Origin of the sequence: Collinsella aerofaciens (assembly GCF_040915425.1) — a bacterium.
Lineage (GTDB): Bacteria > Actinomycetota > Coriobacteriia > Coriobacteriales > Coriobacteriaceae > Collinsella > Collinsella aerofaciens_BW.
In genome coordinates this window covers 7217-21102 of record NZ_JBCPDN010000040.1, presented here as the reverse complement: position 1 = coordinate 21102, position 13886 = coordinate 7217, and the positions used below count along the sequence as shown (strand labels likewise).

At 58.5% G+C, this 13886-nt stretch carries 11 protein-coding genes; 4 read left to right on the top strand and 7 right to left on the bottom strand.

Features of this window, described 5'->3' with window-relative positions; translation table 11 throughout:
- Positions 1–137: 137 nt before the first annotated feature.
- From AB5164_RS06650 to AB5164_RS06630, 5 genes are all read right to left on the bottom strand, one after another.
- On the bottom strand, positions 138–1253 hold the full coding sequence (locus tag AB5164_RS06650) for an SIS domain-containing protein (protein WP_196026284.1): 1116 nt from the start codon (positions 1251–1253) through the stop codon (positions 138–140).
- A 193-nt stretch (positions 1254–1446) separates the two neighbouring features.
- Positions 1447–2160 carry a GntR family transcriptional regulator gene (locus AB5164_RS06645; protein ID WP_250787564.1) on the bottom strand — a complete coding sequence of 238 codons (714 nt, stop codon included), beginning with the start codon at positions 2158–2160 and terminating at the stop codon, positions 1447–1449.
- The gene (locus tag AB5164_RS06640) at positions 2145–2912 is read right to left on the bottom strand and encodes a GntR family transcriptional regulator (RefSeq protein WP_368143272.1); all 768 of its coding nucleotides are present in this window, start codon (positions 2910–2912) and stop codon (positions 2145–2147) included. The genes AB5164_RS06645 and AB5164_RS06640 overlap by 16 nt, the downstream gene beginning before the upstream one ends.
- 38 nt (positions 2913–2950) lie before the next feature.
- Entirely contained in the window at positions 2951–3439 is a 489-nt protein-coding gene (locus tag AB5164_RS06635) for a hypothetical protein (protein WP_138113439.1), read from the bottom strand.
- A gap of 188 nt (positions 3440–3627) precedes the next feature.
- Positions 3628–4656, bottom strand: a complete 1029-nt coding sequence (locus AB5164_RS06630; RefSeq protein ID WP_368143271.1) for a LacI family DNA-binding transcriptional regulator — start codon at positions 4654–4656, stop codon at positions 3628–3630.
- Between the two features lie 240 nt (positions 4657–4896).
- Here AB5164_RS06630 and murB point away from each other — a divergent pair, with 240 nt between their 5' ends.
- Positions 4897–5859: a UDP-N-acetylmuramate dehydrogenase gene (murB, locus tag AB5164_RS06625; RefSeq protein WP_368147910.1), complete on the top strand. Its 963-nt coding sequence runs from the start codon at positions 4897–4899 to the stop codon at positions 5857–5859.
- 139 nt (positions 5860–5998) lie between these two features.
- Here murB and tnpA read toward each other — a convergent pair whose 3' ends face one another.
- Positions 5999–6457 (bottom strand): IS200/IS605 family transposase, encoded by a 459-nt coding sequence (tnpA, locus tag AB5164_RS06620; RefSeq protein ID WP_055287554.1) that lies wholly within the window; start codon positions 6455–6457, stop codon positions 5999–6001.
- 380 nt (positions 6458–6837) lie between these two features.
- Positions 6838–8043, bottom strand: a complete 1206-nt coding sequence (locus AB5164_RS06615; RefSeq protein ID WP_368143125.1) for a coiled-coil domain-containing protein — start codon at positions 8041–8043, stop codon at positions 6838–6840.
- A 265-nt stretch (positions 8044–8308) separates the two neighbouring features.
- Between AB5164_RS06615 and galE the strand changes: the two genes are divergently transcribed.
- The 3 genes from galE to glgP all read left to right on the top strand — a co-directional run bounded on the left by galE (position 8309) and on the right by glgP (position 13492).
- Complete coding sequence (gene galE, locus AB5164_RS06610) at positions 8309–9370, top strand: UDP-glucose 4-epimerase GalE (RefSeq protein ID WP_006235870.1); 1062 nt, start codon at positions 8309–8311, stop codon at positions 9368–9370.
- Positions 9371–9578: 208 nt separating this feature from the next.
- Positions 9579–11096, top strand: coding sequence for a 4-alpha-glucanotransferase (gene malQ / locus AB5164_RS06605; RefSeq protein ID WP_368143124.1), 1518 nt, complete (start codon positions 9579–9581; stop codon positions 11094–11096).
- 128 nt (positions 11097–11224) lie between these two features.
- Positions 11225–13492 (top strand): glycogen/starch/alpha-glucan family phosphorylase, encoded by a 2268-nt coding sequence (gene glgP / locus AB5164_RS06600; RefSeq protein WP_368147908.1) that lies wholly within the window; start codon positions 11225–11227, stop codon positions 13490–13492.
- The last annotated feature ends 394 nt before the right edge of the window (positions 13493–13886 follow it).

The window sequence follows — 13886 nt, the reverse complement described above, 5'->3', positions numbered from 1 at the left end:
TCGTAGAGCGCCTTGCCGTCCTCGAGATAGCCCTCCTGGTCGAAATGCATGATCTCGATCTTCTCGGTTTCCTTCATTTGTCTCTCCTTTCTGGGGTTGTTTCCACATCCCCCATGCCAACGGGCATCAAAACCCGCTTACATTCCGTAACACTCGGCCGCTTTGGCCTTAAGCGCATTGACTGACTCTTCGTAGCCCTCTGCCTTGACCTCCATTTGCTTGGAGACGGCATCAAGATACGGGTGCACGTCCCATGACTTCAGACGCTCGGCTATCATGGCCGCAATCGTCTGGAAGAACACAAGATTGGGAATTGCGCTGAGCAGCGGAGCCACCTGAGGCACCGCAACCTCGTGAGCCCTACCCTTGGGATGGGCCGTGAGCAGCACCGTTTTTGTCGTAACGTTCGATAGCGCATCAGCGATATTCGCAAGACGCTCCGACCCCTGCGGATCGTCGACGATAAACACCAGATAGCCCGGAACGATCTGCATCTCGGGACCGTGGACGAACTCCTCGCCTTCGTGATGCATGGCAGGAATCTTGATGGTCTCGCTCAGCTTGAGGGCCGCCTCTTCGGCAACGCCATAGTTGGGGCCGTTGCCGACGACCATGGCGGGCGTGTGCTCAGAAAGCTCGAGCATGTGGTCTTGGACATATGCCTCGGCGGTCTTGCACATCACGGCATTGGCATGGATAGCCTCGCGCAGGTCGTCAAGACGCTGGGCAACGCCCTTGGCGTCAATCGTTCCGCGCGCCTGACCGCCGTAAATGCCAAAGAGCACCAGGTACTCAACGAGCACCTCGACGCCCAGAGTCACAAAGTCCACCGACTCGACGCCCACACCGTAGTCAAGAACGATGTCAGCGTGTTCCTTGATGGGTGCCTCGACGTTTGCCGTGAGCGCAACTGCAGCCATATCGTGTGCGCGCATGTAATCGAGCGCCGCAATCGTATTGGTCGAATAGCCACTCTGCGAAACGGCAATGTTGAGCACATGCTGCGGATAGGTGTGTTCAAAATCGACGAAGGCCTCGGGCGTCACAACGGACACCTGCATTTGCAGGGCATCTTGCAGGTAATCGCGGGCGCAATCGGCGGCATGGCGCGACGAACCCGAAGCAACGATGCGCAGCGCGTCAAAAGAACCGGACTGGAAAATATCAACGAGCTGCGCTACCAGCTCAGACGAACGCTCGAGGTTCTCCCCCATACGCACATGGGCAAGCTGAACGTAATCGAGCATCTTCATCGTCTCACCTCGTAACAAATCATTAGTATTTGATACCAATCACAGTTACAGGTTACGGCTTTTTGATACCTCTTTGTCGATTAATTTATCCCCATCGGCGAACGGTCGATTTTGAGCCCTGTAAGGTTGTATATACAGCTGACCCAACGATCAAAACTGGTTAGTTTCCCAGCCGTTATTCACAGAATACCAGCTAGTACGTATAGGTGTAGCCGCCCGTATCGCCACGATTGAAGGACTTTACATACTCGATAGCCTGACCGCTCGCGTCATAGCTCACGCATTCCAAAAGCAAAACAAGATCGCCCTGTTCCAGTCCAAGGAGGCCGGCATCTCGTGCGCCCAGCGCTTCGATATCGAGCTTTTCCTGTGCCATGACTGGCTTTCGGCCCAGCATCTCATAGGTCTCGTACAAACTGAAGACCGACACGTCAATATCTTCGATGGTTGGGAACAGCAGGCAGGGAATCAGCGCCGTCTCAATCGATACGGGGCTACCGTTTATGCAGTTCAGGCGTCGAACGGAATAGAGCAGGTCGTCCTCGGCGATGCCAAACAGGTCGGCGTAATATGGCCCCGCATAACGCTTGGAACGCGCGAGAATACGGACGGACGGCTCGCCGCCCGAAGCACGGACCGATTCACGGAAACCGACCGTGCGTTCAAAAAAAGCAGGTACTTTCTGCGCCACAAAGGCACCTTTTCCCCGAACACGGCGAATCTGCCCGCGCCGAACCAGCTCATCGACAGCGCTTCGGATGGTCAAGCGTGTCGTACCAAATTCCTCGGCGAGGTCTTTTTCGGACGGAATCATGGAACCCGTGGGATATATACCGCGCTCGATACGCTCCTCGATGCGGCGTCGAATGCGCATATAAACCGGGGTGGCATCTACTGTTTCAGCCATTGTTCACCTGCCACGCTCCTCATGCCGTTCTCTTCGCCGTTATCGGCAAAGCGGAACTTTGTGGGCAAAATCACCGATTTGCAATGCTCCACAAAACGCATGTCCTTATCAAATTCGATCGAGCTCTCATAGAACACCGGCGTTCCCTCTTCTTGCTGGAGCAGCTCGGCCTCTTCGACGTTCAAACGCGAGATGGAGATATGCTCACGTCCATGCTCAACACGCACGCCACCTTCTTTGAGCAAGACATCGTAAAGGCTCTCGCACTCAAAATCGTGCTCGGGAAGCGATGGGCACAGGGACAGGTTAACGTGAGCCGTCTCGATTGACGCCGGCTCGCCCTCAATAAGTCGAACGCGCTGCATGCGGAGCAAAGGGGCGCCTACAGCCACCCCAAGCTTGTCGGCAAGCGTCTTATCCGCCTCGATGGTCCCGGTGGAAACCAGACGAGAAGAGGGGTGCAGGCCGGCAGTCCGCACAGCATCGGAGAAGTTATATGTTTCCTGAAAGATGTTCAGCGGCTTGGGAGGACACACATACGTGCCCGATCCGCGACGGCTCTCAAGCGTTCCACACGAGATGAGCCGCGTGATACCGGCACGCAACGCCGTACGCGAAACGCCAATCTCTTCGCACAGCACGCGCTCGGCCGGCAGGCGATCGCCGCCGGCAAGCTGATGGTGCTGGATATACCAAAGAATTCCCTCAACAGCACGATCTTTGGGGGGAATTGCATAAGATTCGCCTGCCATTGCACAGACTCCTCATTCAGAAACGTATGCCGCCAAAATTAGGCCAGCCCTCCCATGGCATCAAATTCGGCCTTGATCTTCTCGGCGACATTCCGATACGACTTATATAGACTTGAATCGCGTTTGACTTCGTCGGTCATAACGGGAATCTCTAATTTGGAAACCTCGTCTTTTCCCGTCTGAACCGCCACAACAACGCCCATACCAAGACACATATTACGCTTGGCAGCGTTTATTTTCGCCGCCTTGGCAGGATTTGCCAGGATACGCTGGGCAAATTCCTGTTTAGAGACCGCTTCTTCGGCCTCCGGATCGCCCGCCTCGGCCACTTCGCACTGCAACACGTCCGCATAGTCAAAAATCTTCGGCTCGCCGCCGCGCTGATGTACGGCCCACTTGCGATGCGTGGCATCCTGGTAGATAGCCGGCAAAAACGTAAACCGCGGCGGGTCCAAAATCGTATCCGTGATGGTAAACACATCGGGATCAAAGGCATCCTGCGGGTTTTTCTTCTTGAACAGCCCCATATCAGCCTCCCGTACTAGTATTAAACAACTCAAGCTGAATATAGCACCAATTTCAAGCCGCCGCCTTACCCTATCGGTGCGCGGCGTCTATGGCTCGCCCAGCGGAAGAGTTCACGGACGAGGGCCGGGGTGCCTGCCGGCAAATAGCGGACACTCCGCATGCAATCTATGCAAACAAGCAAGTACGCTTAGCTACATTCGGTAAGCTCGAGCACGCTGTCCTTAACGATAAGCGCCGGCTCCAGAACGACCTCTTCGGCACGTCTACCGCCCCTACCGGCAAGACGCTTGGACATGCAGCCAAAAGCATGCTTCGCAAGGACACCAGGATCCTGCTCGATCGCGGTCAGCGCCGGCTCAAAGAGAACGTCGGCCGCCGAGTTGTCATAGCTTACGACCGAGATATCGCCTGGGATGCTCTTCCCCATCTCGTGCAAGCGCTTGAGCAGACCGAGGGCAATGTTATCCGAGCTTGCGAACACGGCGGTGGCGTCAGTTGCGAGCACCGCCTCCGAGGCCTCGTAGGCACTCGGAATGTAGTACTCGCTCTCAAACTCCAAACGCGCATCGATGGGCAGCCCCACCTCGCGCAGCGCACGCTCGTAGCCGGCAAGACGCTTACGACCCGTATTGGAACGGCGCGCATTAACCAAGCAGGCAATGCGACGGTGGCCCTGCTCGATCAGATAGCGGGTGGCCATGTAGCCGCCCATCTCGTGGTCGAACATCACCTTGTCGCACTCGAGTCCCTCAATGGCACGGTCGACCATCACGGCCGGAATGGGGAGATGGCTGACTTCTTCGCGCAAAGCGCGGTCGTCCGAGAACTCGTCGCCCACGACCAAGAACACACCATCGACGCCGCGCGTCACCAGCTGGCGCAGGAGCTCCAGATCGTCCTCGGCGCTTCCACCCGAGCTGGTAATAAAGAGCGCGTAGCCGTCCTCGCGGCAGCGCTTTTCCAGGCTGCCGGCGAGCGAGGCAAAAAAGCGGCTCTCGATATTGGGAACGATAAGGCCCAGTGTGCGCGACTCGCGCATGACCAGGCTGCGCGCGATCTGGTTAGGAACATAGTGGTTGCGCGCCGCAACCTCCTTGATGAGCTTGCGGTTTTCTTCCGAGATGCGACAAGGCCGGTTGTTAAGGACAAGCGAGACCGACGAGGGGGAAAGCCCCACCTCCTGGGCAATCTGCTTGAGAGTAACTTTGTTGCCCATCTCGCTCCTTCCGAGTATTCGCGCAATCTCTTGAAAGTATAGCGACCGTCCCTCTACCTTGATGATAAACACTTTACCAATCCGGTAGACGGCTGTTTTATCGCCGCGATTGGTGCAAAGTAACCTGACCCCTTTGCACCATGTGATGCATTGGGGTCAGGTTACTTTGCACCAAATCCATCCGAGTGGGGTATATTGCATTCGATTAATGAAAACGACCACCATAAGGCGGATATTCGTATGCACGAGAACGACTTTTTTAACGAGGACCTGCTCTGCGCGCTCGCCGGTGTTGCCGGCGAGGACAACGTGCTCATGAGCGAGCCCATGCGCGAGCACACCACGTTTAAGATCGGCGGCCCGGCCGATGTCTTTGTCACGCCCGACACCGAGCAGGGCCTCGTCGCCACGCTCGATACCTGCTATCGCTGCGATCTGCCACTCACCATCGTGGGCAACGGCTCCGACCTGCTCGTCGGCGACAAGGGTATCCGCGGCGTCGTCGTAGCGCTGGGCGAGGGCCTCTCCGACATTACGGTCGACGGCACGCACGTCACGGCGGCAGCCGGCGCCTTGCTTTCCGATGTCGCCGCTGCGGCAGCCGAGGCCGGTCTCACCGGCATGGAGCCCATCTCGGGCATCCCCGGATCGGTCGGCGGCGCCTGCTACATGAACGCCGGTGCCTACGGTGCCTGCATGGCCGATGTGCTAAAGTCCGTGCGCGTCTACAAACCCGCTCGCCAGCTCGACGACGGCACCCGCGGCAGCGGCAATATCATCGAGTTCGATGTCGATGAGCTCAACCTGGGCTATCGCAAGAGCCGCATCGCCGACGACGGCTTCATCGTGCTTTCGGCCACCTTCAATCTCGCCCCGGGCAACGCCGCGATGATCAAGGCCGACATGGACGACTACCGCCAGCGCCGCGAGGACAAGCAGCCGCTCGACATGCCGAGTGCCGGCTCCACTTTCAAGCGCCCCGAGGGTTACTTTGCCGGCAAACTCATCATGGATGCCGGCCTGCGAGGATACGCCGTTGGCGGCGCGCAGGTGAGCGAGAAGCACTGCGGCTTCATCGTCAACGCCGACCACGCCACCGCCGCCGATGTCGACGAACTCATCCGCCACATCCAGGCAACCGTCAAAGACCAATTCAACGTAGACCTAGAACCCGAAGTCCACCGAGTAGGCGAATTCCTCTAATCAGAACCACCCTTAAAAAGGGTGGTTTGCTCTTAGGGTATAACCCACGGGCCCCGGGCTCGCGTCTAAAGGCGCGGGCCCGGACTTCGTCCAGGCCTAGTGCATCTTGACCCGTGGCGCGCCGGTCGAACCGGCAGCATCACCCCCTCTTGAAGGGGTCCTCGTACTCCTTCACGCTCAGCTTGTCCAGCGCGATGTCGTGGGACTCCTGCTCCCTGATGTACTTGGCGATCGTCGCCTCGTTCAGGCCGACGGTGGACACGTAGTAGCCCTCCGCCCAGAACTTCCTGTTGCCGAACTTGTACTTGAGGTTGGCGTGCCTGTCGAATATCATCAGCGAGCTCTTCCCCTTCAGGTAGCCCATGACGCTCGCGACGCTGTACTTCGGCGGGATCGCCAGCAGCACGTGCACGTGGTCGGGCATCAGGTGCCCCTCGATTATCTCGATCCCCTTGTACTCGCACAGCTTCCTGAGGATCTCCCCTATGTCGCTCCTGATTTGGTTGTAGATCACTTTGCGCCTATACTTCGGCGTGAACACGATGTGGTACTTGCACATCCACTTCGTGTGGGAAAGGCTGTAGGCCTTCTGGGCCATGGCGACCACCCCTTCGACTCGAATTCTTGACGGCCTGAACAATCGTCAATATCGGTCGGAGGGGTGGCTTTGTAAAGCCGTTTGTCTCCACCCGCGTAGCGGGTGGTTTAAAGCTGGCCGCTGCGCGGCCAGCGGACTAAAGTCTTGAATAAAAAAGAAGGCCCCGAAAGGGGCCTTCGCTATATTTATTCAGATAACCCAGTCCGGCGTGTGACGTATTGGACCCGAGAGGTCCGTGGCTGCCCGAAAGGCATTAGGTTGATCGCGAGTTCCGCACGAGCCGGAGAGCACTTAATGTGCTCCCCGTGCGAGCAGGACTGTCCGAGCAGGCAACCTAATGCCTTTCGGGCAGCCACGGACCAACTTACTTCAAAGCACCGTTACGACAGCGCAATACCGCCAAGCCAGCCCCAGCGCACGCCAGAGCCAGTACCATAAAAGCTAATGAACGAATCGAGCGACTTCGATGTAATGGCACCCTCGTTGCTCATAACGATGCCGCCGCCAACGTAGATACCCACATGACCGTAGATAAGGCCCGGAGCACCCGTGCCGCTGTGCGAGGAATCGGCCACGATCATGCCCACCTGCAGCGCCGAGCGGTCGGAGCTATAGCACCAGGCGTTAAACATGTCGCACGCATTGCCTCCAAAGTAGCCAACGCCGGCGTTACGGAAGACATTGGTGACCCACGCCGCGCACCAGTTCTGACCCGGCGAAGGCGTGGAGTAGCACGCGTTGACGACGGCCTGCTGTTTGCCCGAGCCGGCATTCTGTTGCGGGGTTCCGGGCGTATACGATCCGCCACCCGAGCTTGAGCCACCCGAGTAGGAATTGCTCTTGTTCGCGGCAGCCGCGGCAGCGGCAGCCTTCCTAGCAGCCTCCTCGGCCTGGGCGGCAGCGAGGATCTCGGAATCGCGCTGAGCCATGAGCTCCTTGACGTCGTCGGAAAGACCGTTCAGCACGGTCTGGACTTCTTGCTGCTTGGCCTGCATATCCTGCATCTGAGCCGTCTGCTGGTCCTTGAGTTTTTCCAGGTCGGCCTTTTGTGCTTCGAGCTCGGTCTTCTGTGCGTCGAGCTCAGCCTGAATCGTCTGGATATCCTCAATGGCATCGCGGTCGCTCTTGTTGATCTTCTCAACGTAATGCGCGTTGGCGACGAGTTCCTCAAACGAGCCAGAGGCCAGCAGCAGCGACAGGATGTTCGTGCCGCCGGACTTGTAGCTGGCGGCCACGCGATCGGAAAGGTCGTTGCGCTTCTTCTTGAGCTCGGCCTTCTTTTCATCGATCTGGGCCTGCGTGTCGTCAATCTTGCCCTGGACATTCTCGATGTCGTTGAGGGTCTGGGCATTCTTGTTGGCCAGCGCCGCATACTCATTTGCGATGCTGTCGAGCTGGGCCTGAACCTCGTCGAGCTGGGCCTGGGCGGCATTCAGTTTATCGGTTGTTTCTTTGGAAGCCTCCGCCGCATGGGCGCGAGCGGGCAGGCCAAAAAGAACTGCCGCAGAAGCGGCGCCGAACAGGGCCTTGAGGGCAGTGCGGCGCGAGAGCTCCTGGGAAAGGATGGAATCGCTGTTTGGTGACATATGTACTCCGTTACATGCTTATTTATATGTCGCTCAACTCATACATATTAGCGTACATATGGCGCGTCCCAACGATTTCCACGAACGGCAGGAAACTGCAAGGTCGGCGGCTCGTAAGCAAATGCCAAAGATCAGGTTATGCGTACGCAAGCTCTTTTATGAGTACGTTAACATAATCCTCTGCTTTTCTACTGCGCACGATTTGGGCGTCCCCGCCTGCGCTATACTCCCCTCTAGAAGTGTTCCTGATTCGATAGGAGACTACATGTCCAAAGCACTCGACCCCAAAGACACCTGTGTCCTCGTTACCGGTGGCGCCGGCTTTATCGGCTCGCACACCGTCGTTCAGCTGCTCGAGGGTGGCTACCAGGTCGTCATCGTCGATGATCTCTCCAACTCCAGCGCCGTCGCCGTCGACCGCGTCAAGACCATCGTGGGCGACGAGGCCGCCAAGAACCTCACCTTCTACGAGGCCAACGTGCTCGACCGCGATGCGATGAACAAGATCTTCGATACCCATCAGATCGACCGTGTCATCCACTTTGCCGGCTTTAAGGCCGTCGGCGAGTCGGTGAGCAAGCCCGTCGAGTACTATCACAACAACATCGAGAACACCCTGGTGCTCATCGACGTCATGCGCAACCATGGCTGCAAGTCCATCATCTTCTCGAGCTCCTCGACCGTCTACGGCGACCCGGACAACCCGCCCGTCACCGAGGAGGATCCTAAGAAGCCCGCGACCAACCCCTATGGTTGGACCAAGTGGATGATCGAGCAGATCCTTATGGACGTCCACACCGCCGACCCCGAGTGGGACGTCGTGCTGCTCCGTTACTTCAACCCCATTGGCGCTCATCCATCGGGCCTGATCGGCGAGGACCCCAAGGGCATCCCCAACAACTTGGTGCCCTATGTCGCCCAGGTCGCCGTGGGCAAGCTCGAGGCCGTTCAGGTCTTTGGCAACGACTACCCCACCCCCGACGGCACCGGCGTGCGCGACTACATCCACGTGTGCGATCTGGCCTCTGGTCACGTTGCCGCCCTTAACTGGATGAACGGCAAGACCGGCGTCGAGATCTTTAACTTGGGCACCGGCACCGGCACCTCGGTACTCGAGGTCGTCGCCGCCTTCTCCAAGGCTTGTGGCAAGGAGCTGCCCTACGTGATCCGCGAGCGCCGCGCCGGCGACATCGCTGCCAACTGGTGCGATGCCTCCAAGGCCGAGCGCATGATGGGCTGGAAGGCCCAATACGACATCGCGGACATGTGCCGCGATAGCTGGAACTGGCAGAGCCACAACCCCAACGGCTTCGCCGACGCCGAGTAGCAAAAACCTACATACCGCTCTTGCCCCGATCTCACGTTGTGAGGTCGGGGCTTTTTCATGGCATGTAACCATTCGCCGAAAATCGACCAACTTTTTTATCTTGCCTGTACATGTTTAAACAACATGTTTTACAATAGGCGTATCGAATCAGAACATCGGAGGCGGACTGCACACCCATCGGCAGGCCGACCCCACAACAAGAAGGTTGGTGAGCGCATTCATGGAGCGTGCAAGCGGCGTCCTCATGCCCGTCTCATCTCTGCCCGGACCATACGGAATCGGCGGCTTTGGTTGGAATGCCTACGACTTCGTCGATTTTCTCGTCTCGTGCAAACAACATTACTGGCAGATTCTGCCCCTTACGACGACCAGCTATGGCGATTCGCCCTATCAGTCGTTCTCGGCCCGCGCAGGCAACCCCAACTTTATCGACTTTGCCGAGCTTATCGAGGCAGGGTATCTGGAGCAGCGCGATATCGATGGCGTGTATCTGGGATCCGACCCCAGCAATGTCGACTACGGTGCTATCTTTGGCGGCCGCCGTCAGATTCTCGACCGAGCCGCTGAGCGCTTTGCTGCCGACAAGCCGGCCGATTTCGATGACTTTATCCAGGCCAACGAGGACTGGCTCATCCCCTACTGTGAGTTTATGACCGTCAAAGAGGAGTGCGGTCTCAAGGCGTTTTGGGAGTGGCCCGCGGAGCTCCGTACCCGCGGCGAGGCTTCCGCCAAGGTCTGCGCCGACCATCCGGCGCGTATGCTCTACCACCAGATGACGCAGTACTTCTTCGATCGCCAGTGGAGCCGCCTCAAGGCCTATGCCAACGAGCGCGACATTCTCATCATCGGCGACCTGCCCATCTATGTCTCGCGTGACTCCGTCGAGATGTGGGCGACGCCTGAGCTCTTTAAGATCGACGCCGCCGGCAATCCCGTGAGCGTCGCCGGCACGCCGCCCGACCAGTTCTCGGCCACCGGCCAGTACTGGGGCAACCCCATCTACGACTGGGACGCTATGGAGTCCGACGACTTCTCCTGGTGGGAGGGCCGCATTCGCGCCGCCCTCGACATGTACGACGTCATCCGCCTGGATCACTTCCGCGGCTTCGAGGCCTATTGGGAGGTGCCGTTCTCCTCGCCCGATTCGTCCTACGGTTCGTGGACGCAGGGTCCCGGCCTCAAGTTCTTCAAGGCGCTCGAGGAAAAGCTCGGCACGCTGCCCATCATCGCCGAGGACCTGGGCTTCCTCACCCCCGGCGTCATCGACATGCGCGACAACTCGGGCTTCCCCGGCATGAAGATCCTGCAGTTTGCCTTTGAGGGCACCAACTCGTACTACCTGCCGCATAACTACATCGCCAACACCGTCGCCTATGTGGGCACCCACGACAACGAGACGGCGCGCGGTTGGTTTGAGGGAACGGCCACCCCGCGTCAGCGCGAGCAGGCAGCCCTGTACACCCATCAGCAGGCCGGCGAACCCATGGCAGATGCACTCAACCGCACCATCGCCGCCAGCGTGAGCGACACCTGCATCTACACCATGCAGGACCTGCTCAACTTGGGCAACGAGGCGCGCATCAACACCCCTGCCACACTGGGCGGCAACTGGACCTGGCGCATGCTCGACGGCGCCATCACCCGCGAGCTCGAGCACAAACTCACCGACTGGACCGAGACCTACTTCCGCATCCCGTCGGAAGCCGAAATCGAGCTTCCTCAATAGGAGCTACCGCGCCCAACCCCTCCCCACCGTGCGGACGCGCTTGCTTTTCCCGCGCGAGGCCACCCCAATCCCCTCGCGCGGGCTTCTTATGAATTGCAGACATGAAACAACCCATCACAGGAGAAAACATGCCCCAAATTAACCTCATGGAACTCGCCGAGCAGTCTTTTGGCACCTCGCTCGAGCAGCTCGACGACCGTCGCATTTACAAGCTGCTGGTCAAACTCGTGCAGGAGCGCTCCGCCGCCTGCCCGCTCAACAACGGCAAGAAAAAGCTCTATTACATTTCCGCCGAATTTTTGATCGGCAAGCTGCTCATCAACAACATGATCGACCTTGGCATCTACGACGAGGTTAAGGACCAGCTCACCGCCGCAGGCCACGACCTCAACAAGATCGAGGAATTCGAGGTCGAGCCGTCACTCGGCAACGGCGGCCTGGGCCGCTTGGCCGCATGCTTCCTGGATTCCATCGCCACGCTGGGCTTGACCGGCGATGGCGTGGGCCTCAACTATCACTACGGTCTGTTCCGTCAGCGCTTTGTCGACAACCAGCAGAAGGCCGTCCCCGACGAGTGGCTCGGTGAGCAGGACATCCTAGTCGACGATGACCGCTCCTACACCGTCGAGTTCGGCGATTTTGCCGTTACCTCCAAGCTCGTCAACATCGATGTGCCCGGTTACGGCCAGCCCACCAAGAATCGCCTGCGCCTGTTCGACCTGGCGAGCGTCGACGACAGCCTGGTCCCCGGCAGTTCCATCGACTTCGACAAGACCGAGATCGCCAAGAACCTCACCTTGTTCCTCTACCCCGACGATTCCGACGAGCAGGGCCGCCTACTTCGCATCTATCAGGAGTACTTCATGGTGAGCAACGCCGCCCAGCTCCTGATCGACGAGGCCGTCGAGCGCGGCAGCAACCTGCACGATCTGGCCGACTACGCCGTGGTCCAAATTAACGACACGCACCCCACCATGGTCATCCCCGAGCTCATCCGCCTGCTCACCACCGAGCATGGCATCGAGTTTGACGAGGCCGTTACCATCGTGCGCTCCATGGTCGCCTACACTAACCACACGATTCTTGCCGAGGCGCTCGAGAAGTGGCCGCTCGCCAGCCTGCAGAAGGTCTCCCCTGCCATCGCCGACATTATCGTCAAGCTCGATGAGATCGCGAAAGCCGAGCACGATGACCCGCGCGTCGCCATCATCGACGAACACGATACCGTCCACATGGCCCACATGGACATCCACTTTGGCTTCTCCATCAACGGCGTAGCCGCCCTCCACACCAAGATCCTGGAGGACACCGAGCTTCATCCGTTCTACGAGATCTATCCCAAGAAGTTCTCCAACAAGACCAACGGCATCACCTTCCGCCGCTGGATCCATGGGGCCAACCCCGCGCTCGCCAGCCTGCTCGACGATGTGATCGGCACCGACTGGCGCAGCACCGGCGATCTGAGCAAACTCGCCAAGTTCGCCGACGACAAGGACGTTCTTGAGCGCCTGGCCGCCACCAAGGTCGAGGCCAAGGCCATCATGCGCCAGTTCATGGCGCTCGAGCAGGGCGTGACCATTCCCTCCAACGCCATCATCGATGTCCAGGTCAAGCGCATCCACGAGTACAAGCGCCAGCAGATGCTCGCGCTCTACATCATCTGGAAGTACCTCGATATCAAGAACGGCAACAGACCTAAGCACCCCGTCACCATCATCTTTGGCGGCAAGGCGGCGCCTGCCTACACTATCGCGCAGGACATCATCCATCTGATTCTGACGCTATCGCAGTGGATTGCAAACGACCCCGATGTGGCTCCCTACCTGCAGGTTGTCATGATCGAGAACTACAACGTCACCGCCGCCGAGCGCGTGATCCCCGCCGCTGACATCTCCGAGCAGATTAGCCTGGCCTCCAAAGAGGCGAGCGGCACATCCAACATGAAGTTCATGCTCAACGGCGCCCTAACCCTGTGCACGCTCGACGGCGCCAACGTGGAGATTGCCGAGCTCGTGGGCGACGAGAACATCTATACCTTTGGCGCCTCGTCCAAACAGGTCGAGCAGCTCTATGCCGACGGCACCTATGACGCCGGCGTGCTCTACCGCAAACCCGGTATCAAGCTGCTGGTGGACTTTATCACCAATCCCGCCTTTATGGCGACCGGCAACGCCGAGCGCCTGCAGCGCCTGCACGACGACATTAAGGGCAAGGACTGGTTTATGGCCCTGCTCGACATCGAGGAGTACATCCAGACCAAGGAGCGCGTACTGGCCGACTACGAGGACCAGGACGCCTGGATGCGCAAGGCGCTCATCAATATCGCCAACGCCGGCACCTTCTCGTCCGACCGCACCATCTCCCAGTACAACGACGAGATCTGGCACCTGAACTAATTTCGCTTCCCTTACCCATCCTCTTGAGAAACGGAGTCGTGGCAACACGGCTCCGTTTTTTGTGCCCGCACGTTACCCTGTGACCCGACTCGACCAAACAATCTCGATCTGCAACAACTACTCAACCAAAACGGTCCCAACTGTTACAGATTGAGACATACCAGCCCCTCCCCTTGGGTTTATCTCGATCTGTAACATCTAGCAGCTGAAATTCACCTTTGGTGTTACAGATTTAGATGAAATGGTTAGCTCAGCGGAACCGTCTCGATCTGTAACATCTAACGTCCGAAATCAGCCTCACCCGTTACAGATCGAGACAAACGACCGGTCAGACAGCCCCAACACAAAGAAAGGCTCCCCTCTCGCCCAGTGGACGGGAGGGGAGTCTTATATG

Excerpts from the sequence above, each read along its gene's own strand:
- tnpA (WP_055287554.1), bottom strand. The coding sequence starts at position 6,457 with ATGGCCCAGAAGGCCTACAGCCTTTCCCACACGAAGTGGATGTGCAAG.
- AB5164_RS06640 (WP_368143272.1), bottom strand. The coding sequence starts at position 2,912 with ATGGCAGGCGAATCTTATGCAATTCCCCCCAAAGATCGTGCTGTTGAG.
- glgP (WP_368147908.1), top strand. The coding sequence starts at position 11,225 with ATGCCCCAAATTAACCTCATGGAACTCGCCGAGCAGTCTTTTGGCACC.
- AB5164_RS06645 (WP_250787564.1), bottom strand. The coding sequence starts at position 2,160 with ATGGCTGAAACAGTAGATGCCACCCCGGTTTATATGCGCATTCGACGC.
- AB5164_RS06630 (WP_368143271.1), bottom strand. The coding sequence starts at position 4,656 with ATGGGCAACAAAGTTACTCTCAAGCAGATTGCCCAGGAGGTGGGGCTT.
- AB5164_RS06650 (WP_196026284.1), bottom strand. The coding sequence starts at position 1,253 with ATGAAGATGCTCGATTACGTTCAGCTTGCCCATGTGCGTATGGGGGAG.
- galE (WP_006235870.1), top strand. The coding sequence starts at position 8,309 with ATGTCCAAAGCACTCGACCCCAAAGACACCTGTGTCCTCGTTACCGGT.
- murB (WP_368147910.1), top strand. The coding sequence starts at position 4,897 with ATGCACGAGAACGACTTTTTTAACGAGGACCTGCTCTGCGCGCTCGCC.
- AB5164_RS06635 (WP_138113439.1), bottom strand. The coding sequence starts at position 3,439 with ATGGGGCTGTTCAAGAAGAAAAACCCGCAGGATGCCTTTGATCCCGAT.
- AB5164_RS06615 (WP_368143125.1), bottom strand. The coding sequence starts at position 8,043 with ATGTCACCAAACAGCGATTCCATCCTTTCCCAGGAGCTCTCGCGCCGC.